Origin of the sequence: Halosegnis marinus, assembly GCF_029338355.1 — an archaeon.
Lineage (GTDB): Archaea > Halobacteriota > Halobacteria > Halobacteriales > Haloarculaceae > Halosegnis > Halosegnis marinus.
Genome location: NZ_CP119802.1, coordinates 265,931 through 286,639, shown reverse-complemented (window position 1 = coordinate 286,639; position 20,709 = coordinate 265,931). Strand labels below are relative to the sequence as shown.

General features: G+C 72.9%; 21 protein-coding genes. 10 read left to right on the top strand and 11 right to left on the bottom strand.

Annotation, left to right across the window (positions count from 1 at the left end; all coding sequences use genetic code 11):
- Positions 1–92: 92 nt before the first annotated feature.
- From P2T37_RS01635 to P2T37_RS01620, 4 genes are all read left to right on the top strand, one after another.
- Positions 93–908 (top strand): alpha/beta fold hydrolase, encoded by an 816-nt coding sequence (locus P2T37_RS01635; protein WP_276235003.1) that lies wholly within the window; start codon positions 93–95, stop codon positions 906–908.
- Between the two features lie 33 nt (positions 909–941).
- On the top strand, positions 942–1,646 hold the full coding sequence (locus tag P2T37_RS01630; protein WP_276235002.1) for an RNase P subunit p30 family protein: 705 nt from the start codon (positions 942–944) through the stop codon (positions 1,644–1,646).
- Positions 1,630–2,244 (top strand): class I SAM-dependent methyltransferase, encoded by a 615-nt coding sequence (locus P2T37_RS01625; RefSeq protein WP_276235001.1) that lies wholly within the window; start codon positions 1,630–1,632, stop codon positions 2,242–2,244. The genes P2T37_RS01630 and P2T37_RS01625 overlap by 17 nt, the downstream gene beginning before the upstream one ends.
- 90 nt (positions 2,245–2,334) lie before the next feature.
- Entirely contained in the window at positions 2,335–5,163 is a 2,829-nt protein-coding gene (locus P2T37_RS01620; RefSeq protein ID WP_276235000.1) for a DEAD/DEAH box helicase, read from the top strand.
- Positions 5,164–5,174: 11 nt separating this feature from the next.
- Here P2T37_RS01620 and P2T37_RS01615 read toward each other — a convergent pair whose 3' ends face one another.
- From P2T37_RS01615 to hisC, 3 genes are read right to left on the bottom strand one after another with little or no spacing between them, the layout of a single operon-like run.
- Positions 5,175–5,780: a CDP-alcohol phosphatidyltransferase family protein gene (locus P2T37_RS01615; RefSeq protein ID WP_276234999.1), complete on the bottom strand. Its 606-nt coding sequence runs from the start codon at positions 5,778–5,780 to the stop codon at positions 5,175–5,177.
- The gene (locus tag P2T37_RS01610; RefSeq protein WP_276234998.1) at positions 5,777–6,286 is read right to left on the bottom strand and encodes an adenylate kinase family protein; all 510 of its coding nucleotides are present in this window, start codon (positions 6,284–6,286) and stop codon (positions 5,777–5,779) included. The genes P2T37_RS01615 and P2T37_RS01610 overlap by 4 nt, the downstream gene beginning before the upstream one ends.
- Positions 6,283–7,350 (bottom strand): histidinol-phosphate transaminase, encoded by a 1,068-nt coding sequence (gene hisC / locus P2T37_RS01605; protein WP_276234997.1) that lies wholly within the window; start codon positions 7,348–7,350, stop codon positions 6,283–6,285. Before hisC ends, P2T37_RS01610 begins: the two co-directional genes overlap by 4 nt.
- A gap of 106 nt (positions 7,351–7,456) precedes the next feature.
- Between hisC and P2T37_RS01600 the strand changes: the two genes are divergently transcribed.
- From P2T37_RS01600 to P2T37_RS01590, 3 genes are read left to right on the top strand one after another with little or no spacing between them, the layout of a single operon-like run.
- Positions 7,457–8,917: an NADH-ubiquinone oxidoreductase-F iron-sulfur binding region domain-containing protein gene (locus tag P2T37_RS01600; protein ID WP_276234996.1), complete on the top strand. Its 1,461-nt coding sequence runs from the start codon at positions 7,457–7,459 to the stop codon at positions 8,915–8,917.
- Positions 8,914–12,057, top strand: a complete 3,144-nt coding sequence (gene fdhF, locus P2T37_RS01595) for a formate dehydrogenase subunit alpha (protein WP_276234995.1) — start codon at positions 8,914–8,916, stop codon at positions 12,055–12,057. The genes P2T37_RS01600 and fdhF overlap by 4 nt, the downstream gene beginning before the upstream one ends.
- Before the next feature lie 57 nt (positions 12,058–12,114).
- The gene (locus tag P2T37_RS01590; protein ID WP_276234994.1) at positions 12,115–12,609 is read left to right on the top strand and encodes a CopD family protein; all 495 of its coding nucleotides are present in this window, start codon (positions 12,115–12,117) and stop codon (positions 12,607–12,609) included.
- On the opposite strand, the gene P2T37_RS01585 is transcribed toward P2T37_RS01590, so the two are convergent.
- The 6 genes from P2T37_RS01585 to P2T37_RS01560 form a co-directional block, all read right to left on the bottom strand.
- Positions 12,583–13,818: a GTPase gene (locus P2T37_RS01585; RefSeq protein ID WP_276234993.1), complete on the bottom strand. Its 1,236-nt coding sequence runs from the start codon at positions 13,816–13,818 to the stop codon at positions 12,583–12,585. The two genes, P2T37_RS01590 and P2T37_RS01585, sit on opposite strands and share 27 nt — an antisense overlap.
- 138 nt (positions 13,819–13,956) lie before the next feature.
- Complete coding sequence (locus P2T37_RS01580; protein ID WP_276234992.1) at positions 13,957–15,543, bottom strand: GMC family oxidoreductase; 1,587 nt, start codon at positions 15,541–15,543, stop codon at positions 13,957–13,959.
- Positions 15,540–16,079, bottom strand: coding sequence for a gluconate 2-dehydrogenase subunit 3 family protein (locus P2T37_RS01575; protein ID WP_276234991.1), 540 nt, complete (start codon positions 16,077–16,079; stop codon positions 15,540–15,542). The genes P2T37_RS01580 and P2T37_RS01575 overlap by 4 nt, the downstream gene beginning before the upstream one ends.
- Before the next feature lie 25 nt (positions 16,080–16,104).
- Complete coding sequence (locus tag P2T37_RS01570; RefSeq protein ID WP_276234990.1) at positions 16,105–16,725, bottom strand: DUF1648 domain-containing protein; 621 nt, start codon at positions 16,723–16,725, stop codon at positions 16,105–16,107.
- On the bottom strand, positions 16,725–17,144 hold the full coding sequence (locus tag P2T37_RS01565) for a DUF1648 domain-containing protein (protein WP_276234989.1): 420 nt from the start codon (positions 17,142–17,144) through the stop codon (positions 16,725–16,727). Before P2T37_RS01565 ends, P2T37_RS01570 begins: the two co-directional genes overlap by 1 nt.
- Before the next feature lie 31 nt (positions 17,145–17,175).
- Positions 17,176–17,940 (bottom strand): fumarylacetoacetate hydrolase family protein, encoded by a 765-nt coding sequence (locus P2T37_RS01560; RefSeq protein WP_276234988.1) that lies wholly within the window; start codon positions 17,938–17,940, stop codon positions 17,176–17,178.
- 78 nt (positions 17,941–18,018) lie between these two features.
- On the opposite strand from P2T37_RS01560, the gene P2T37_RS01555 reads away from it, so the two are divergent.
- Genes P2T37_RS01555 through P2T37_RS01545 form a run of 3 tightly spaced genes read left to right on the top strand, consistent with a single transcriptional unit; the run spans position 18,019 to position 19,550 of the window.
- Positions 18,019–18,207 (top strand): hypothetical protein, encoded by a 189-nt coding sequence (locus P2T37_RS01555; RefSeq protein ID WP_276234987.1) that lies wholly within the window; start codon positions 18,019–18,021, stop codon positions 18,205–18,207.
- 50 nt (positions 18,208–18,257) lie between these two features.
- Positions 18,258–19,064: an SDR family NAD(P)-dependent oxidoreductase gene (locus P2T37_RS01550; RefSeq protein ID WP_276234985.1), complete on the top strand. Its 807-nt coding sequence runs from the start codon at positions 18,258–18,260 to the stop codon at positions 19,062–19,064.
- Between the two features lie 33 nt (positions 19,065–19,097).
- Positions 19,098–19,550 carry a protein-tyrosine phosphatase family protein gene (locus P2T37_RS01545; RefSeq protein ID WP_276234984.1) on the top strand — a complete coding sequence of 151 codons (453 nt, stop codon included), beginning with the start codon at positions 19,098–19,100 and terminating at the stop codon, positions 19,548–19,550.
- On the opposite strand, the gene P2T37_RS01540 is transcribed toward P2T37_RS01545, so the two are convergent.
- Positions 19,544–20,215: a hypothetical protein gene (locus P2T37_RS01540; RefSeq protein ID WP_276234983.1), complete on the bottom strand. Its 672-nt coding sequence runs from the start codon at positions 20,213–20,215 to the stop codon at positions 19,544–19,546. The two genes, P2T37_RS01545 and P2T37_RS01540, sit on opposite strands and share 7 nt — an antisense overlap.
- A 43-nt stretch (positions 20,216–20,258) precedes the next feature.
- Positions 20,259–20,687 (bottom strand): GNAT family N-acetyltransferase, encoded by a 429-nt coding sequence (locus P2T37_RS01535; RefSeq protein WP_276234982.1) that lies wholly within the window; start codon positions 20,685–20,687, stop codon positions 20,259–20,261.
- Positions 20,688–20,709 lie beyond the last annotated feature (22 nt).

Genomic DNA, 20,709 nt, shown 5'->3' with positions numbered 1-20,709 from the left:
CACGGCCGGCCGGAAAAAGGGTTGTGGGCTGTCGGTCGGCCGTCGGCCCTCCCGACCACACGCTTATGCTCCGACCCCGCCACCTCCGGTTCATGTCACGCGACAACGAGGACCGCGGCGCGGCCCGCTACACGGAGCGACCGGCGACCGTCGCCACGGACGTCGGCGACGGCCCGGCGGTCGTCTTCGCCCACGGGACCCTGATGGACCGCACGATGTTCGACCCGCAACTCGACGCGCTCGCGGGCGACTACCGGTGTGTCGCCTACGACCTCCGGGCGCGCACCGACCGCTACGCCGACGAGTACGACCTCGACGACCTCGCGGACGACTACGCGGCCCTGCTCGACGGCCTCGGCATCGAGTCGGCCGTCCTCGTCGGGATGTCGATGGGCGGGTTCACGGCGCTGCGCGCCGCCGAGCACCACCCCGACCGGGTCGAGGCCATCGTGCTCGTGGACTCGGACGCCGGCACCCACTCGGAGGCCGACCGCGAGCAGTACGGCGCGCTCATCGAGCAGATGAAGGAGACGGGCCACCCCACCGAGTCGGCGGTCGAGGTAGCCAAACACCAGCTGTTCGGCGAGACGACCCGCACCGAGCACCCCGGCCTCGTCGAGGCGTGGGCGCGCAAGTGGGACACGTACCCGGGCCTCGCCATCCACAACGAGATCGCGTCGTGGCTCCACCGGGACGACTTCACGGACCGGGCCGCGGACCTCGACTGCCCGGCGCTCGTCACCCACGGCACGGAGGACGTGAGCATCGCGATGGAGAAGGCCGAGGCCACGGCCGACGCGCTCGGCGCCGACCTCGCACGGATTCCCGAGGCGGGCCACTCCTCGAACCTGGAGAACCCCGAAGCGACGAACGAGGCCCTGCGGGAGTTCCTCGCCTCGGTGTACTGAAAGCCCTTTGTCCCCGCGCGGCGACGGCCGGGTATGTACGAGGGCGTCCACGCGCACCCCGACGGCGACGCGACCGTCGCCCGCCACGCCCTGACCGCCGCCGAGTACGGCTACGAGGGCGTCGTCGTCCGCAACCACGGCGACCGGCAGGCCGACTACGACCGCGCGGCCGTCGCCGACGAGTACGACGTGGACGTCGTGGACGCCATCGAGCTCCGCACGGACGACCGCTCGCAGCTCGCCTCGCTCGTGAAGCGCTACCGGGAGGAGCGCACGCTCGTCGCCGTCCACGGGGGCGACGACGCGACGAACCGCTTCGCCTGCGAGAGCGAGCGCGTGGACGTGCTCGCCCACCCGACGCGCGACGACGGCGGCTTCAACCACGTGCTCGCGAAGGCCGCGAAGCGCAACGGCGTCCGCATCGAGTTCGACTTCGGGGCCGTCCTCCGCGACGACGGCGGCTCCCGCGTGCGGACGCTCGCCGCGCTCCGGAAACTCCGCGAGGTAGTCGGCTACTACGACGCGCCGTACGTCGTGAGCGCGAACCCCGCGTCGCACCTCGAACTGCGCGCGCCCCGCGAACTGGTCGCGCTCGCGGAACGGGCCGGCTTCGACCCCGAGTGGACCCGCGAGGGCCTCCGGGAGTGGGGTCGGGTCGCGGCGCGCAACCGGGAGGTCGCGTCCGACTCCTTCATAGAGCCGGGGGTCCGAACCGAGGACGATGAAACGGACCGTTGAGGAACACGCCGCGCGGTTCGACGAGTACGCCGGCGACTACGACGAGGGACAGAACAGCGACGAGTACGAGGCCTGTGCGAGCCTCGTCATCGACCACGCCCGGGACGCGCTCTCGCCCGACGGGACGGTGCTCGACCTCGGCTGCGGGACGGGCGCCATCGGCCTCGCGCTCGCGGGCGACGCCGCCCGCGTCGTCGGCCGGGACATCAGCGAGGGCATGATGAACCAGGCCCGCGCGAAGGCAGAGGAGGCGGGCCTGACGAACGTCGAGTTCGGCTACGGGGAGTTCCGCGACCCCGACTACGACGGCCCCGCGGACGTGGTCGTCTCGAACTTCGCCATGCACCACCTCTCCGACGACGAGAAGCGCGAGGCCATCGAGGTCATCGCCGGCCTCGGCCCGCACACGTTCGTGCTGGGCGACGTGATGCTGTTCGGCGAGGCCGACCCCTCGGAACCGTTCTACTCCCCCGAGGTGGACGACCCCGCCACCGTGGGGGTGCTCGCGGACGCGCTCACCGACGCCGGCTTCGTCCTCACCGCCGTCGAGATGGTCCACGAGCAGGTCGGCGTGCTGGTCGCGGAGCGCGCCGGGTAGGCCGTCCGCCGGGCCGTCCGCGGTCGGCTTCCGTCCGCGGAACCGACCCATCCGTGTCGCTTAATCGCCTCCCACACCTACGACCGCGCAGTGAGCGACGCGCAGGGACTCGACGCGTTCGCGGCGCTGTCCGACCCGGTGCGGGCGGCGCTCTCGGAGCGCGGCTTCACGCGCCCGACGGAGCCGCAGCGCAAGGCGATTCCGCCCCTCGCGAGCGGCCGCAACGCCCTCGTGGTCGCGCCCACGGGCACCGGTAAGACGGAGACGGCGATGCTGCCGGTCCTGTCGGCCATCTCCGAGCGCGACCCGACCCACGGGATACAGGCGCTGTACGTCACCCCCCTGCGCGCGTTGAACCGCGACATGCGCGAGCGGCTAGACTGGTGGGGCGGGACGCTCGACATCGAGGTGGACGTGCGCCACGGCGACACGACCGACTACCAGCGCTCGAAGCAGGCCGACGACCCGCCCGACGTGCTGGTGACGACGCCCGAGACGCTGCAGGCGATGTTCACGGGGAAGAAGCTCCGGCGCGCCCTGGAAGACGTCGAACACGTCGTCGTGGACGAGGTCCACGAACTCGCGGCCTCGAAGCGGGGGGCACAGTTGGCTATCGGGCTCGAACACCTCCGCGAGTACGCGGGCGCGTTCCAGCGTATCGGCCTCTCAGCGACGGTTGGCGACCCCGAGGAGGTGGGTCGCTTCCTCACCGGGGACCGCGACTGCGCCGTCGTGGAGACGACCGACGCCGCGGCCATCGACGTGCGCGTGGTCGAGCCGGAGGTGACGAGCGAGGACGAGGTGCTCGCCTCCGAACTCGTCACGGACGCGGCGGTGGCGAGCCAGGTCCGGTACATCGACGAGGTGGTGTCGGAGAACGACTCCACCCTGATATTCGTCAACACCCGGACGACGGCCGAGGGGCTCGGCTCCCGGCTGAAGGAGTACGGCACCGACGTGGCCGTCCACCACGGCTCGCTGTCGAAGTCCGCCCGTATCGACGTGGAGGACCGGCTGAAGGCCGGCGAGATAGACGCGCTGATGTGTACCTCCTCGATGGAACTCGGCATCGACGTGGGCTCCATCGACCACGTGGTGCAGTACCAGAGCCCGCGCGAGGTGGCGCGCCTGCTCCAGCGGGTCGGGCGCGCCGGCCACGAGTCGGGCGCCGTGTCGTCGGGGACGGTCATCACGACCCGCCCGGACGACACCTTCGAGGCGCTGGCCATCACCCGGATGGCAGAGGAGGGGGTCGTGGAGGACGCGGCTATCCACCACGGGAGCCTCGACACCGTCGCCAACCAGATCGCCGGCGTCCTGATGGGCTTCGGCGAGATATCGGCGCGGGGCTGTTACGAGATCGTCCGGCGCGCGTACCCGTACCGCGACCTCGACGAGGCGACGTTCAAGGACGTGGTTCGGGAGCTCTCTGCCAATCACGTGCTGTGGCTGGAGGAGGACCACGACCGGCTGGAGAAGTCGCGCGGCACGTGGGAGTACTTCTACAACAACCTCTCGATGATCCCCGACGAGCAGAACTTCCGGGTCGTGGACATGGCTTCCGGGCGCACCGTCGGGACGCTCGCCGAGCGGTTCGTCGTCAACTTCGCCGCCCCCGGCGAGGTGTTCATCCAGGGCGGCGAGATGTGGCGCATCACCAACGTGGACGAGGACGACGAGCAGGTGAAGGTCACGCCCGTCGAGGACCCCGGCGGCGAGGTGCCGTCGTGGACGGGCCAGGAAATCCCAGTGCCCTACGACGTGGCCCAGCGCGTGGGCGAGATGCGCGGCGAGGCGAAGGCCGCGCTCGACGCCGGGCAGTCGGTCGCTGGTGTCGCCCGCGGCATGGCCGAGGAGTACCCGACCGACGAGCACACCGCGCGGCGCGCGCTCGACCCCGTCGCCCGCCACGAGGCCGCGATGCCCACCGACGAGACCGTCCTGGTGGAGGGGTACGGCCGCGAGATCGTCCTCAACGCCGCGCTCGGCCACAAGGCGAACGAGACGCTCGGCCGGCTGCTCTCCGCGCTCGTCGGCCAGCGCACCGGCTCCTCCGTCGCGCTGGAGACCGACCCCTACCGCATCGAGATGGAGGTGCCCTCGGGCATCTACATCGGCGACGTCGTGGACCTGCTGTTCGACACCGACCCCGGCCACGTCGAACCGCTCATCGAACTCTCGCTGAAGAACTCGGACGCGCTGAAGTACACGCTCGCGCAGGTCGCGGCCAAGTTCGGCGCGCTCAAAGGGTGGAAGTCCGGCCGCGGCTTCGGCCGCGACCGACTGCTGGAGGCGCTGCGCGACACGCCCGTTTACGACGAGGCGCTCCGCGAGACCCTCCACGTCGACCTCGACGCCGAGCGGGCCGCCGCCGTCCTGGAGTCGATACGCCGCCGCGAGGTCGCGGTCGAGACGGTCGGCGAGCGCACCCCGGTGGGGCTGGCCGGTCGTTCCTCGGGCCAGGAACTGCTCTCGCCGGAGAACGCCGACGCGTCCGTCATCGAGACGGTGAAGGAGCGCATCGAGAACGACCGGATGCTGCTCTACTGTCTCCACTGCGGCGACTGGGAGACGAAGCGACAGGTGAAGCGCATCTCGGACCCGCCGACCTGCCCGGAGTGCGGGTCGACACGCATCGCCGCGCTCAATCCCTGGGCCGACGAGGTGGTGAAGGCCATCCGGAAGCCGAAGGCGGAGCGCGACGAGGAAGAGGAGCGGATGGTCGAGCGCGCCTTCACCGCCGGGTCGCTCGTGCAGGGGCACGGGAAGAAGGCGGTCGTCGCGCTGGCGGCCCGCGGGGTCGGCCCGCGCAACGCGGCCCGGGTCATCAACAAGCTCCGCGAGGACGAGGACGACTTCTACCGCGACATCCTCGCGCGCGAACGCGAGTACGCGCGGACGAACGCCTTCTGGGACTAGGGTGTCCGGGGTTAGAGCGCCCGCATCGCGTAGTAGAACCGCTGGAGCGCGGTCAGGTGCCCCACGACGGCGAAGAAGACGAGCAGGAGGCCGACGAGCGACAGCCCCGCGTAGCCGGCGGTCGTGAACGCCGCGACGGCGGTGACGACGCCGATGATAGCGAGACGGTCCGCACGGCCCACGAGCCCGCCGTACACGCGGTCGAGGCCGACGGCCTGTGCCTGCGTCCCGAGGTAGGAGGTCATCAACACGCCCGTCACGGCAGCCAGCCCGATGGCGAACTCGCCCGTCCCGCCCGCCAGCCCCACGAGGACGACGATATCCGCGTAGCGGTCGAGGACGTGGTCGAGGAGGTCGCCCGCCGCCGACGCCGTGTCCGTGCGTCGTGCCACCATCCCGTCGAGGAGGTCGAGGACGCCGTTACAGAAGACGAGGACCGCGCCGAGGAGGTACGGGAGCGTGCCGGGGTCCGCGACCCAGTAGCTCGCCCCGGCGGCCGTCGCCACGGCGAAGGCGAGCACGGAGATGCCGTTCGGGGTGATGCCGAGCGAGACGGCGGCGTTCACGAGCGGGGCGAGCGCGCGGTCGGCCACGTCGCGGTACTGGTCGAGCGTCACCCGAGCCACCCCAGGAAGTCCACGGTTCCCGCGGAGGGCTCGCGCTCGCCGGCGACGACGGCCTCGATGTCGGCGGCGACGGCCTCTGGGTCGCGTCCGGTGGTGTCTATCTCGTACACGTTCCCCGCGCCGTGTTCGGCGACGGCCTCCGAGAGCACCACGTCGAGCGCCTCGGCCTCGGCGTTCTCCCGCGCCTTCGCCTCGGAGTCGCCCCGTGCGGTGAGCCGTTCGACGAGTTCGTCGGGGTGACACCGGAGGACGACGACGCGGTCGGCGTCGAACAGGTGCGCGAGGTGCGACTCGACGAGAGCGTCGTCGCGGCCGTCGAGCCAGTCGGCGAGCGCCTCGGTGTCGGCGAGCAGGGAGCCGCGCTCCTCGTCCGTGCCGGTGTCGAACCCCTCCTCGCGGATGACCTCGTTCAGGTGTACCGTGTCGAGGCCCGCGTCGGCGAGGTCCGCGGCGGTCGTCTTCCCCGTGCCGGGAGTGCCCGTGAGCGCGACCCTCATAGCAGGTCGTTCACCGTCCCGACGGCGCGCTCCGTCATCTCGGGCGTGCCGCAGGTGATGCGGACGCACTCCGGGAGGCCGAACGAGGTCGTGTCCCGGACGATGACGCCCTCCCGCTTCGCGGCCTCGAAGACGCGGGTGCCGTCGCCCACCTCCGCGAGGACGAAGTTGCCGCCCGACTCCCACGTCGGGCAGTCCAGGTGCTCGTACATGTACTCGCGCGACTCCCTCGCGCCCTCGACGGTGCGCTCGACGTGGTCGTCGTCCTCCAGCGCCGCGAGCCCCGCGCGGCAAGCTATCTCGGAGGCGGCGAAGGGCGTGTTCACGCGGGCGTAGGCGTCGGCCCAGTCGTCGGGGACGACCGCGTAGCCGAGCCGACAGCCGGCCAGCCCGTACGCCTTCGAGAAGGTGCGGAGGACGGCCACGTCGTCGCGCTCCCCCAGCAGGGAGACGGCGGAGGGGGTCTCGGAGAACTCCCCGTACGCCTCGTCCACGACGACGAGGGTGTCGTCGTTCGTGCGGTCGGCGAGCGCGCGCACCTCGTCGGGCGGCATCTCGGTGCCGGCGGGGTTGTGCGGCGAGGTGACGTAGACGACGCGCTCGCCGTCGTACGCGTCGAGGACGCCCTCGGCGGTCTGCTCGAAGTCCTCGGCCTTGCGGAGGGGGTACTCGTTCACGCGACCGTGGTGGAAGCGCGCGGACATCGCGTAGTAGGCGAAGCCCGGCTCGGGGACGAGCACCTCGTCGCCGGGGGCGAGCAGGGCGCGCGCGAGGTAGTCGAGCGCGCCGTCGCCGCCGTTGGCGAGCCACACCTGCCCGTCCGCCACGTCGAAGCGGTCGGCGAGCGCGGCCTGCAGGTCGGCGTGGGAGGCCTTCGGGTAGGCGTGGACCGCGGCGGCGGCCTCGCGGATGGCGACGACGGCCTTCGGCGACGGTCCCCACGCGTTCTCGTTCGAGGAGAGCTTCACGAGGTCTTCGGGGTCGACCCCCAGCTCGCGGGCCGTCTCCTCGATGCCGCGCCCGGCCTCGTAGGGCGTGTGCGCGGACAGGTCCCGTGGTTGCATGTGCGGGAGAAGCGGCGGCCCGGCCTTAAGAGTGCTCACACGGCCGCACGACCCCCCGACGCCGGCCGTCGGGTACCCTTTAGACGGTCGCGGCCGTGGTCGGCGTATGTCATCCGAGGACACGCTCCGCGTGACCGTCGGCGGGGCGACCGGCGGTGCCGCCGTGGCCTCCGCCGCCCGCGCGGCCGGCGCGACGGTCCGCGAGGTCGGGCCGGCGGGCGCGGCGGCGCTCGAACCGCTCGCGTTCGCCACGGTCGGCGGCCGCACCGCGGTCCACGCACGGGTCGCGCCCGCCGACGCCGAACCGCTCGCCGCGGCCGTCGCCGAGGGACGGCTCCCGACCGACGGCGCGCTCGAAGTCGCCGACGGCGGCCACGAGGCGCGCCCGGCCTTCTCGCACCCGACGCTCTCGACGGGCGAGCGTCGCGTCCTCGCCCGCGCGGGGTGGGCGGACCCGGCCGATGCCGCCCCTCTGACCGACGGCGTCCACACGGACTCGGACGCCGTCGAGGCGGCGGTCCGCGAGGCCGGCCTCCGGCCGCGGGGCCGGGGCGACGGCGCGACCGTCGACGCCGACGCGGTCCACGAGACCTGGGACCTCGCCCGCGAGGCCTCGGGCGACCCGGTCGTCGTCGTCAACGCCGCCGAGTCCGATTCCCGAATCACGGGCGACCGCCTCCTGCTCGAAGCCGACCCCGCCACGGTTATCGACGGCGCGCTCGCGGTCGCGCGAATCGTCGGCGCGACGGAGACGGTCGTGCTCCTGCCCGCGGACGCGGACCTCGCGGCGGCCAGAATCGAGGCCGTCGCGGGCGACCGGGTCGAGGTCGTCGCCGCGCCCGACGACTTCCGCGTCGCGGAGCCCACGATGGCGCTCGAATCGATGGAGGGCGCGGACCGCATCGAGGCGCGCCGCCGCCCGCCCGGCCCCGCCGAGTACGGGCTGTTCGGCCGGCCGACGGCGATACACACCCCCCGGACGCTGGCGCAGGTCGTCGCGCTCGTCCGCGAAGGTACCGTCGGCGCGCGCGCCGACCCCGGCACCAGGCTGGTGACGGTGTCGATGGACCACGAGCGCGCGACGGTCGAGATACCGACGGACGCGCCGCTGCGCGAGGCGACGGGCGCGCTCGGCACGCCCGAGTTCCGGTTCGCGACCGTCGGCGGGCGGTTCGGCGGGCTGACGCGCTCGCTCGACACGCCGGCGAACGCGGACGCGATGGCCGCCGCGCGACTCGGCACCGAGGGCGCGATAGCGCTCCACGGCGAGGACGACTGCGCCGTCGCGCTCGCGGGCCGCCGCGCGAAGCTCGCCCGCGAGGAGAACTGCGGGCGCTGCGTCCCCTGTCGCGAGGGGTCGAAACAGCTCCACGGGATGTTACGGGACCTCTACGACGGCCGGTTCGACGAGGGGAGGCTGACGGAACTCGGGCGGACGGTGCGCGACACCTCGCTGTGTTCGTTCGGGGTCGCGGCCGCCCGGCCCGTCCTCACCGCCGTCGAGGAGTTCGGGCCCGAATTCCGTGCCCACGCCGAGGGGCGGTGTCCCGCGGGTGAGTGCCCGTGAGCGCCGACGACCCCCTGCCGCGGGTGCCGGGTGTCGATAACCCGACCCATGAGACGCCGCTGACGGAGGACTTCGAGACGGGCACCGCGAACGACCCGCCCGTCGGCGCGGCGGCGGAGACGACCCTGACCGTCGACGGCACGGAGGTGACGGTGCCGGCCGGCGCGACCCTGCTCGACGCCGTCGAGGCCGCGGGCGCGGGCGACGACGTGGCCGCGCTGTGTCGCTACGACCGCGAGAGCGAGGCCACGGACCTCGTGGGGCCGCGCTCCACCTGCCGGACCTGCACCGTCGAGGCGGACGGCGACCTCGTGGCCTCGTGTTCGCGGCCGGCGCGCGACGGCACCGAGGTGCGCACCGACGCCGCGGAGGCCGCCGAGGCCCGCGAGGTGAACCTCGACCTCGTCCTCTCCAACCACAACCTCCGGTGTACGACCTGCGGGAAGAACGGCCGGTGTGAGCTCCAGGACACGGCCGTCGAGCAGGGCGTCGAGCACCCGCGCTACGGCGTCTTCGACGACCGGAGCGAGTACGAACCGCTCGACGACTCCTCGCCCAACATCCAGATAGACCGGAACAAGTGCATCACCTGCAACCGCTGTGTCGAGGCCTGCAACGACGTGCAGGTGCAGGGAGTGCTCAGGATAGAAGGGACGGGCGAGGACACCCGCATCGGGTTCATGAGCGACGCGGAGACGATGGCCGACTCCCAGTGCGTCTCGTGTGGCCACTGCGCCACCGTCTGTCCGACCGGGTCGCTCGTGGAGACGGGCTACGCGGACGCTCAGACGCTCCCGATTCCGGGGTTCAATCAGAAGAACTCCATCGGGAAGACCGTCGGCGGCGAGGACCGCCCCGACCCCGCCGAGGGGAAGTCGGGCGTCGCGCGGTTCATGGCGCGGGCGCGGGCGTCGGCCCGCGACGCCGGCGAGCGGGGCTTCCTCGCGGCCGAACACGCGGCCGAGGCCGTCGCCGCCAAGACGCTCCCCGAGGGACGGCTGTTCGACGTCGCCGACGCGACGGCGCGCTTCCGGGGCCGCGACATCGACGCCACCGAGACCACCTGCGGCTACTGTGCGGTCGGCTGTCGCTTCGAGGTCCACACGAAGGGCGACGAGGTGCTCGGGGTGCGCGCCACCGACCCCGAGGGGGCGCCGGCGAACGACTTCTCGACGTGCGTGAAGGGGAAGTTCGGCTACGAGTTCGCGGGGAGCGACGACCGGCTCACGAAGCCGCTCGTCCGCCGCGACGGCGACCTCGAACCGGCGTCGTGGGACGAGGCGCTCGACCGGGTGGTCGAGGGGTTCGAGCGCATCCGCGACGACTACGGGCCCGAGGCGCTGGCCGCGTTCGCCTCCTCGAAGGCGACGAACGAGGAGAACTACCTGATGCAGCGGCTCGCGCGCGACGTACTCCGGACGCCGAACATCGACAACTGCGCGCGCCTGTGTCACTCCTCGACGGTCGCGGCGCTGCTCCAGACCGTCGGCTACGGCGCGATGACGAACTCCATCGCGGACGTGGCCGGCGCGGACGCCTACCTGATAACCGGGTCGAACACCACCGAGTCGCACCCGGTCCTCGCGACGCGCATCAAACAGAACGTCCGCGACGGCGCTGACCTCGTCGTCTTCGACCCCCGAAGGACCGGCATCGCGGAACACGCCGACCAGTACACGCGGACGGACCCGGGCTACGACGTGGCGTGGCTCAACGGCCTCACCCGGTACGTCATCGAACACGACCTCCACGACGCGGACTACGTCGAGGAACACGTCCACGGCTTCGACGAACTCCGCGAGAAGGTCGAGCCGTTCACGCCCGCGGAGGTCGAGCGGCTGGCGGGCGTCCCGCCCGAGGAGCTCGCGAGCGCGGCGGAGACGCTCGCCGACGCCGAGAACGTCGTCTTCGGCTGGGCGATGGGGCTGACCCAGCACAGCCACGGGACGGCCAACGTCCTCGCGGTGGCGAACCTCGCGCTCGTGCTCGGGCAGGTCGGCAAGCCGAACGCCGGCCTCTCGCCGTTCCGCGGCCACAACAACGTCCAGGGCGGGGGCGGCGACATGGGCACGCTCCCGAACAAGCTCCCGGGCTACCGGGACCCGGCCGACCCCGACGTGCGCGCCGACTTCGCCGACGTGTGGGGCGCGGAGCCGCCCGCGGAGTACGGGCTGAAGGTGCCCGAGGTGTTCGACGCCGCGCTCGACGGCGAGGTCCGGGGGCTGTACGTGATGGGGGAGAACCCCGCGCTCTCCGAGCCCGATATCGGCCACGCCGACGAGGCGCTCGACGCGCTGGAGTTCCTCGTCGTGCAGGACCTCTTCCGCACGGAGACGGCCGAACACGCCGACGTGGTACTTCCCGCCGCCTCGTTCGCGGAGACGGACGGCACGTTCACGAACACGGAGCGGCGCGTCCAGCGCGTCCGCCCGGCGCGCGACGCACCGGGGAAGGCGCGCGCGGACTTCGATATCCTGACCGAGGTCGCGGCGCGGTTCGGCGCGGACTGGGACTACGACTCGCCCGCCGACGCGATGGACGAGATAGCCTCGCTGGCACCCATCTACGGCGGCATCAGCCACGACAGACTCGACGCCGAGGGCGGCCTCCAGTGGCCCTGCCGGGACGCAGACGACCCCGGGACGCGCTACCTCTACGAGGACGGCTTCAACTTCGAGGACGGGAAGGCCCGCTTCGTCCCCGCCGACATGGGCCGGCCCGGCGAACTCCCCGACGAGACGTACCCGCTCACCCTCACGACCGGGCGGGTGATGTACCACTTCCACACCGGGACGCTCACCCGACGTGCCCCGGGGCTGACCCACCACGTCCCCGAGTCGTTCGTGGAGATACACCCGGCGACGGCGGAGTCGCTCGGCGTCGCGGACGACGAGTACGTCCGGGTCGCCTCCGCGCGCGGGTCCGTCGTCGTCCGTGCGTTCGTCACCGACCGCGTGGGCGAGGGGGTCGTCTTCGTCCCGATGCACTTCGCGGAGGGCGCGGCGAACGCGCTCACACAGGGCGACACCGTGGACCCCGAGTCCGGCATCCCCGAGTACAAGGTGTCGAGCGTCCGCGTCGAGCGCGTCGAGGGGGAGACGGAGCCGTCGACGCTTGCAGGCGCACCGGGCGACGACTGACGGGGGCCGACCCGCCGCGAGCGGTAGATTGAGGGGGGCGGCGTCCGACCCCCGCACATGGATTTCCTCGCGGTCCCGCTGCAGTCGGGGGTCAATCAGGCGGTGCTGTCGGTGTCGTACGTGTTACACATGGTCTTCGCCGCCGCGCTCACGGGGAGCGTGCTCTACGTCGCGCTGTTCGTCAACCCCGCCGCGGTCGCGGGCGATATCGGCAACGAGGCGTTCGCCCGCGTCACCGGGGGCCTGACGACCGTCTCCCGCGCCTCGGCCGTCGTCCTCCTCCTGACGGGGGGCCACCAGGCCGGGAACCTCTACACGTTCGAGTCGCTGGTCGGGTCGCCCCGCGGACACCTCGTTCTCACGATGCTCGTCCTCTGGGTCGCGATGACCGCGCTCGTCGAGATCGCCGGCGCGCGCCTGCGCCGGGGCCTCGACGCCGGCAAGCTCCGCGAACCGGCCCGCGAGGCGAAGCCGTTCCTGCGCGGCGCGGCCGCGCTCGCCGTCCTGCTTCTCATCGACGCCGGGCTACTGGCCGGCGGCCTCCCCTTCTGAAGCGCGACGTTCGGCCTCCGCGACGACCGCCGGGTTCCCGGCCAGTTCGACCGTGACCCGCTCGCCGTACTCGACGGAGCGCACGTCCGCGCGGTCGTGACACCACGAGACGAGCGACATGCTCTCGCCGTCGTTCGGCAGGTCGAGGGTGGCCGTCGCGGTCGGGAGCGCGTCGAGCAGGCGCTCGCGCACGTCGGCGAGGTCGCCCTCCGTCGCGCTCGCGGTCACGGGGCCGTCGAAGCGGTCGGCCGCCGCGCGGAGTCGCTCGTCGCTCGCGGCGTCCGTCTTGTTGAGGACGGGAACCACGGTCCCGTCGGCGTCCGAGAGCTGTTCGCGCGCGACCCGGACCTTGCGCGCCATGCGCTCGGGCGGGTCCGCGGCGTCGACGACGAGCAGGACGGCGTCGGCCTCGTAGGCGGCCGCGAACGTGGCGTCGAACGACCGGACGAGGTCGTGCGGGAGGTCGGAGACGAACCCGACGGTGTCGGTGAGCAGGACGCGCCTTCCGTTCAACGTCGCCCGCCGGGTCGTCGTCGAGAGCGTCTCGAAGGGACGGTCCTCGACGCTCGCGCTGCCGCTCCCCGCCCGGTCGAGCGTCATGTCGTCCGCGAGCCGTCGGACGAGGGTGGACTTCCCGGCGTTCGTGTAGCCGACGACGGCCACGAGGTCGAACCCCGCCTCGCGCCGGTCGCGGTAGCGCTCGCGCGGGTCGGGGAGGTCCCGGAGTTCCGCACGGGCTTTGGTCAGCCGTCGCTCGATGGCCCGGACGCTCCGGTGGTCGTCGTCCGGCCAGAACCCCTCGACGTCGCCGGCCGAGAGCAGTTCGCGCTGGAGCTCCCGCTCGTACTCCAGCCGGCCGATGCGGACCTGGACGCGGGCGGCCTCGGTGCCGGCGCGGTCGGCGAAGGTGTCGAGGACGACTCGCGTGCGGTCGCGGACGCGGACCCCGTCGGGCAGTTCGTCGGCGACGGCGAGCGTCTGTGCGGGCGTGAGGTCGGCGTCGACGGCGACGGTCTCCGCGTCGTGGTCGCGAACGGCCGTCGCGACGCGGTCGAGCAGCGCGGGCCCGAGGTTCGTGTCCGGGTGTTCGCGCCGGGTCGCGGCGAGGGTCGCACACACCTCGTGGCCCTCGGCCGCCAGCAGCGCGGCTAGTTCGGTCGTGTCGGCGGTTCCACTGTCGGTTCGTGCGGCGAGTATCGTGCGTGACATGCGTGCCAGTGTCGGCGGTTGGCGGGCGGGCAACCGTGGCTGGCGGCGGAGACCAGCGCAGTCACGCGGAGGGGAGGAACATCCGTACCCGACCCTTCGGCGGCGAGGTAAAAGGGTTGGTCCTCCTCTGGTAGAGATTCACAAGGCCGAATCGACGGCGTCCGCGGTTCGGAGGGCGAGGGCCGCGATGGTGAGCGTCGGGTTCACCGCCCCGCCGTTGGGGAACACCGAGGAGGAGGGGAGCCAGAGGTTGGCCACGTCGTGGGTGCGGCAGTCGGGGCGGACGACGCCCGCGTCGGGGTCGCGGCTCATCCGCGTCGTCCCCATGTGGTGGTACGCGGGGCCGGTGTTCTCGGGACCGACGGACCATCCGATATCGACGCCCATCGCCTCCAGCACGGCGCGCTGTATCTCGTTGGCGCGGGCGAGGGTGCGCCGGGTCTTCGCGTCTATCTCCCACACCACGTCGGGGACGGGGTTGCCGTGGTCGTCCGTGCGCGACTCGTCCAGCCGGATGCGGTTGCGCGCGAGCGGGGGCTGCCCGACGAGGCCGCCCATCGCCACGTGGGTGCCGTAGGCGTCCCGGAGCCTGTCGAGCAGGTCGTCTCCCCACCCGTCGCCGGCGAGCGCCATCTCCACGGGCGAGGGGCCGGCGTAGTTGAGGAACTCCAGTTTGAACGGGGCGAGGTCGGCGTCCGACGCGGGAATCGCGTCCGTCCCCGCGCCGGGGTCGTCGTAGAACCGGTGGGACTCCGAGGTGATGAAGCCGACGTGGTTCTGTCTCGTCGGCTCGTCGAGCGTCCCGCCCATCCCCGCGAACAGGTGTTCGTGGAAGTAGCGTCCGACGAGCCCCGAGGAGTTCGCCAGCCCGTCGGGGTGGGCGTCGTCGGCCGACAGCAGGAGCAGGCGGGGAATCTCGACGCCGCCCGCGGCGAGGACGAACCCGTCGGCGTCGAGCGTGCGCGTCTCGCCCTCCGTCACGTACTCGGCGCGGGCGACGCGCTCGCCCGACGCGTCGGTGACGAGTCGCTGGACGGGGGCCTCGGCGACCACCTCGACGCCCTTCGCCTCCGCCTTCGCTATCGTGTGGTCGGCCGAGTACTTCGCGCCCGAGGCGCAGACCGGCTTGCAGGTGCCGTAGCCGACGCAGGCCGACCGGTCGTCGTACGGCTCGGAGTTGCGCGCGTTCGGCACCGAGTGCATATCGACGCCGACGGCCTCGCACGCCTCGGCGAACAGCGAGTCCGAGTAGGAGGGGGGGAACGCCGGCATCGGATGCGGTTCCTCCCGGGGCGGCGCGTAGGGGTTGTCCGAGGCCCCGGCGACGCCGAGCGCGCGCTCCGCGGCGAGGTAGTAGGGGCGGAGGTCCTCGTACGAGAGCGGCCACGCAGGGCCGTTGTTCGCGCCGGCGAGGTCCGCCTCGTGGAGCCGCATCACCATCCCCTGCCAGTGGTTCGTGGAGCCGCCCACGCCCTTCACGCGGGAGACGTTCAGCGGGTAGTAGTGCGGCCCCGACGCGGTGAAGGCGTCCCGGTCGCCGCCCATCTCCCACACCTCGGGGTCCGTGTGGGCCGGGCGGATGGCGCGCTCCATGCGCTCGCGGTCCTCGCCCGGGTCGAAGCGCGGGCCGGCCTCCAGCACGGTCACGTCGTGGCCGCGGTCGGCGAGGCGGTCCGCGACGAGCGCGCCCGCCGGCCCCGCGCCGACGACACAGACGCGGCTCACCGCGGCCCCCGCCGGTAACTCTCCGTCCCGCCGGGGTACCCCTGCGGGTTCTCGATGCCGACCAGCCGGCCCCCGGTCGGCGACGCGTACAGCGCGTACAGCACCTCGTTCACGACGTAGTAGCGGACGCGCTCGGGGATGGTGCCGTCGGGCACCTCCTCGGCGGTGTGGACGCCGAGCGAGCGGAGCACGTCGTCGCGGGTCGCGCCGTCGAGGTCAGCGAACGGTGCCCCCTCCCACGCGCGCGCCGTCTCGTCCAGTTGGCCGACGGCCTCGCGCACCCCCGCCAGATACCCCTCGCGCCCCTCGATGCGCCCGAGCGAGTACGCCTCCACGAAGTCCGGAATCCCCTCCACCTCGCTCGGGTACGTCGTCTCCGCGGCCGCGACGAGCGTGGCGAGCACGCGGTCCAGCGACGGCTCTCCGTCCCCGTCCCCGGCGTCGATGTCCTCGCGCGCGAGCGCGGCCGCGCCGCCCGCGGCGACGATGCCGGCCCCCGAGAGCGCGGCCAGCGCGTCCCGTCGCGTCAGCTTCACGCCGCGGGATTAGGCAAGCCTAAACTTAGGCGTTGTCGTTCGCGGGGAGCGTGGCGACGGCGTAGCCGAGGCCGACCAGCGGCACGACCGTCGCGCCGAGGACGACGAGCACGGTCGCGTGTTCGGGCACGACGAGGCCGGCGAGACACCAGCCCCCCGCGACCACGAGGCTCCCGCCCACGGTGCGCGAGACGTGCGCGCGCTGCGTCGGGTCCGTCGGCCACGTCGCGCCGCTCGCGGCCGTGTCGAACCGGACCATCGCGCCGCCGAGGACGGCGAGCAGCGCCCCGACGGCGACGGGGACGACGGTCCCGACCGGGAGGCGGTAACCGAGGTTCCACGCGACGAGGAAGCCGTCGACGGCTACGAGAAAGGCGAGCGTCGCCCCCGCGACCGTGAGATACAGCGGGTCGTCGGCCTCGACGTCGGGCACGGCCCACGCGAGCGCGCGGAACAGGCCGTACGTCCCGGCGACGAGCGCGAGCGAGACGGCGACGAGGACGGGCCGTGCGAGCCGGCCGTCCGGCTCGTTCGCGGCGTTCCAGTGGGTGACGAGGGTGTCGGGGAGCGCGGCGTACGTCGCGGCGAACAGGCCCGCGAGCAGGAGGCACGCGCCGATACCGAGCGCGTCCAGCCGCCGCGCCATCAGGCCGAGGCGCCGCCGCGCGCGTAGGTGTACACCGCGAACGCGCCCGCGGCGACCAGCACCGGGGCCACCGCGAGCAGCGTCGGGTCGGCGCGGTAGCCGAGGTTCCACGCGAGGACGAACCCCTGCACGTAGGCGACGACGCCGGCGACGAACACCACCGTCGCGCGCTCCACCTGCGGGGCCGTGTACGTCCTGCTCAGCCAGTCGGGCGCGTACCGGGTCACGAGGACGGCGAACAGGCCGACGCCGGGCGCGAGCACGACGCCGAGCGGCCGCGCCACGTAGTTGTCCGGCGCGCCGCTCGTTCCGAAGTGGATGGCCATCCGGTCGGGAAGCGCGCCCCACAGGAGGAGCCCCGCCAGAACCGGGAGCGCGAGGAGGACGTACGCCGCGAGGTCGGAGGAGCGGACGTTCATACCGGAGGGTTCGGCCGCGGCGAGAAAAAGCCTACTCGCCGGGTATCGTGACGGTGTTGGTCAGGGTCCCGACGCCCTCGACCTCGACCTCGACCTCGTCGCCGTCGGCGAGGGGACCGACGCCCTCCGGCGTCCCGGTCGATATCACGTCGCCGGGTTCGAGGGTGAGGTAGGTCGTTACCTCCTCGATCAGGTCGGGGACGGGGAAGATGAAGCGGTCGCGCGAGGAGTCCTGCCGGAGGTCGCCGTTGACGCGACAGCGCACGGCCGCGTCGTCGGGCACCTCGTCGGGCGTGGCGAGGACGGGGCCGACGGGGGCCGACTCGTCGAACGCCTTGCCGCGCACCCAGTTCTGCTCGACGTTCTGGTCGTCGCGGTTCGAGAGGTCGTTGACGCAGGTGTACCCCGCGACGTACTCCATCGCCTCGTCGGCGGACACCTTCGCGGCCCGCTCGCCGATGACCACGCCGAGTTCGGCCTCGTGGTCGATGCGCTCCTTCCCCGCGGGGAGCGTCACGTCGTCGCCGTGGCCGGCGAGGGTGTTCGGCGGCTTCAGGAACAGCAGGGGACGGTCGGGGACGTCCTTCCCCTGCTCGTCGGCGTGGTCGGCGTAGTTGAGGCCGACGCACACTATCTTCGACGGCTCGCACGGGGGGAGGACATCGACGCCCGCGGGGTCGAACGTCTCCGCGCCCGCGATGCGGCTCCCGTCGTGGGGAAACGCGTGTATCTCGTCGTCGGCGAGTTCGCCGAGGCGCACGTCGCCCGCGTGGTCGCGAAAGCGGATGCGTCGCATACCCGGCGCTCTCGTGGCGGGCGAATAAGGGTTTCCGAGCGCCCGCAAGCTTGAGTCCCCCCGGGGCGTAGAGGGGGTGTGGTCGAACTCGCCGAACCCTCCACGCTCCAGGTCGTCGCCGGCACCGCCACGGGCGCGCTCGTCGTCGCGCTCGGCCGGGTGTTCGTCGTCGGGGCGGCCGACCCGCTCCTGCTCGGCGGCCTCCTGCTCGTCGCCGTGCTCGTGGTGCTGTTCTTCGTCGTCCTGCTCCCGGCGCTGTTCGGATAGCCGACGGCGCGAGCGACAGAGCGAAGTGGTCCCCCTCCCCGTCGAACCGTATGCAGGCACCCGACTTCTCGGTCGCGGGCGCGAACGTGCTCGTCACGGGCGCGTCGCAGGGTATCGGTCAGGCAATCGCGGAGACGTTCGCCGCCGCGGGCGCGGACGTGGCCATTTGCTCGCGGTCGATGGACCGCGTCGGCCCGGTCGCCGATGGCATCAACGAGGGCGACGGCGGGCGCGCGGTCGCCTACGAGTGCGACGTGCGCGAGCGCGAGGACGTGGAGGCGTTCTTCGCCGCCGCGGCCGACGACCTCGGCGGCCTCGACGTCGTCGTCAACAACGCGGGCGGCGAGTTCGTCGCCGCCTTCGAGGACATCTCCGAGGGCGGCTGGGACGCCGTCACCGACCTGAACCTCGGCGGCACCTACCGCTGCTGTCAGGTCGCGGGCGAGTACCTCCGCGAGTCCGAGGGGGGCGACGGCGGCACGATACTCAACATGGCCTCGGTCAACGGCCAGCACGCCGCGCCCGGCGAGAGCCACTACGGCGCGGCGAAGGCCGCCATCATCCGGCTGACCGAGACGCTCGCGACGGAGTGGGACTCTGACGGCGTCCGCGTCAACTGCATCGCGCCCGGTCTCGTCCAGACGCCCGGCGTCGCGGAGACGCTCGGCATCGACGAGTCCGACATGCCCCCGCGCGAGAAGACCAGCCGCCGCATCGGCCACCCCGAGGAGATAGCCGACCTCGCCGTGTTCCTCGCCTCGCCCGCCGCGTCGTTCGTGGACGGCGAGACGTACACCGCGAAGGGCGTGCCGCGGCCCGGGAACTCGATGAGCCACGACCTCGGCCTGGAGCGGTAACGCTTTGCCGGAGGGTCGGCACGTCCCGTTCCCGTGCCGGACCCGAACGTCGCCGTCCGTCCCTTCGGGTACGCCGACCCCGACCCCGTGGTCCGCCGCGTCGGGAACCGCGACCTCTTCGTGGGGAACCGTGCGGCCGCGGAGTCGCCCCCGCGGTCGTTCGCGGCGGTCGTCTCACTCACGGCCGACCCGTCGGCGGCCACGACCCACCACCGGCCGCTCGTGGACGGGCCCGGAAACACGCCGGCCGAGTTCGCCGCCGCCGTCGATACCGTCCGGGAGCGCCGCGGCGAGGGGCCGGTCCTCGTCAACTGCCGGGCCGGTGTCTCGCGTAGCGCGACCGTCGCCGCGACGGCGCTCGCCGCCGCCGAGGGCCGCGGCTTCCACGAGGCGTTCGGCGTCGTCGCCGAACACCGGCGAACCGCGGTCGCCCACCCGGCGCTGTGTACGCTCGCGGTTTGTTACCTCGCGGCGCACCGTCAGTAGGGGTCGAAGTCGGGCCGCGAGTCCGCGCCGCGCGGCAGGTCCCATCGCTCCCGGTAGCGGTCGGCCAGCGCGTGCCCGGCCGCCGTGAAGAAGAGGAGGACGCCGTACGGCTCCGTCGTCGGCTCGCCCGGCCCGCCGGCGTCCACGACCAGCAGTTCGGCGGGTCGTTCCTCCGTGTACGGTAACTCGCGGAGCCACGGCTCCAGCGGGAGGCGGCCCGCCACCGCCGGCAGGGTGAACGCGCCGTCCGGGAGCGCGTCGCGCGGCTGGACCCACACCTCGCCCGCGGGGTCGCCGTCGTGGCCGAGCGCGCGCCCGGTCGGGCGGACGGGGTCGTCGCCGGCCGCCTCGCCGGCCTCATCCCACGCCTCGCGGGCCACCTCGGGGTACCGGACGCCCGTGGCGAAGTCCACGAGGACGCTCCGGTCCGGGTCGCGCTCGGCGTCGAGCAGGTGCCACGGCTCGTCGGGGTCGTCCGGGTCGCCCTCGACGGTCCCCGAGACGAGGGCGCCCGTGGCGAGGCCGTCAACGGTCGCCTGCAGGTCGTCGGGGTAGCCGGACTCGAAGACGGTGTACAGCCGGCTCTCGGCCGTGTCGAGGAGGTTCAGGTGTGCCACCGCGTCGAGCACGCGGTAGACGCGGAACGTCCCCTCGGTCGTCGCCATACCGTGTCGTCGGGGGCCGGACGGATAGGCCTACCCGCGGTCCCTACCCGAGGCGCGTCGCCATCCGCCGGTGGGGGATGCCCGCGTCGTCGAACGGCTCGTCGTCCTGCACCGTGTAGCCGCGCCCCTCGTAGAAGCCGACGACGGGGACCTGCGCGTCGAGGACGAGACGGTCGTATCCGTTCTCGCGCGCCCACGACTCCACGGCGTCCATGACGGCGTCACCGTACCCCTCGCCGCGGCGCTCGCGGGCGACGGCCACGCGCTCGACCTTCAGGTCGCCCTCGTGGTCGCGGACCCGCGCGACGGCGACCGGGTCCGGGTCGCGGAGGAGGAAGTGGGTCGCCTCGGGGTCCAGCCCGTCCACCTCGCGGTCCATCGGCACGTCCTGCTCCTCGACGAACACCCGCGTTCGGAGCGCGAGCGCCGGCTCGAAGTCGGGGTCGTCGCGGTCGAAGACGGCAACGTCCATAGCGGGGCGAGCGCCCGGAGGC

Coding starts and splice junctions, on each gene's coding strand:
- P2T37_RS01635 (WP_276235003.1), top strand. CDS start 93: ATGTCACGCGACAACGAGGACCGCGGCGCGGCCCGCTACACGGAGCGA.
- P2T37_RS01630 (WP_276235002.1), top strand. CDS start 942: ATGTACGAGGGCGTCCACGCGCACCCCGACGGCGACGCGACCGTCGCC.
- P2T37_RS01625 (WP_276235001.1), top strand. CDS start 1,630: ATGAAACGGACCGTTGAGGAACACGCCGCGCGGTTCGACGAGTACGCC.
- P2T37_RS01610 (WP_276234998.1), bottom strand. CDS start 6,286: ATGAGGGTCGCGCTCACGGGCACTCCCGGCACGGGGAAGACGACCGCC.
- hisC (WP_276234997.1), bottom strand. CDS start 7,350: ATGCAACCACGGGACCTGTCCGCGCACACGCCCTACGAGGCCGGGCGC.
- P2T37_RS01600 (WP_276234996.1), top strand. CDS start 7,457: ATGTCATCCGAGGACACGCTCCGCGTGACCGTCGGCGGGGCGACCGGC.
- P2T37_RS01590 (WP_276234994.1), top strand. CDS start 12,115: ATGGATTTCCTCGCGGTCCCGCTGCAGTCGGGGGTCAATCAGGCGGTG.
- P2T37_RS01585 (WP_276234993.1), bottom strand. CDS start 13,818: ATGTCACGCACGATACTCGCCGCACGAACCGACAGTGGAACCGCCGAC.
- P2T37_RS01570 (WP_276234990.1), bottom strand. CDS start 16,725: ATGGCGCGGCGGCTGGACGCGCTCGGTATCGGCGCGTGCCTCCTGCTC.
- P2T37_RS01565 (WP_276234989.1), bottom strand. CDS start 17,144: ATGAACGTCCGCTCCTCCGACCTCGCGGCGTACGTCCTCCTCGCGCTC.
- P2T37_RS01560 (WP_276234988.1), bottom strand. CDS start 17,940: ATGCGACGCATCCGCTTTCGCGACCACGCGGGCGACGTGCGCCTCGGC.
- P2T37_RS01550 (WP_276234985.1), top strand. CDS start 18,258: ATGCAGGCACCCGACTTCTCGGTCGCGGGCGCGAACGTGCTCGTCACG.
- P2T37_RS01540 (WP_276234983.1), bottom strand. CDS start 20,215: ATGGCGACGACCGAGGGGACGTTCCGCGTCTACCGCGTGCTCGACGCG.
- P2T37_RS01535 (WP_276234982.1), bottom strand. CDS start 20,687: ATGGACGTTGCCGTCTTCGACCGCGACGACCCCGACTTCGAGCCGGCG.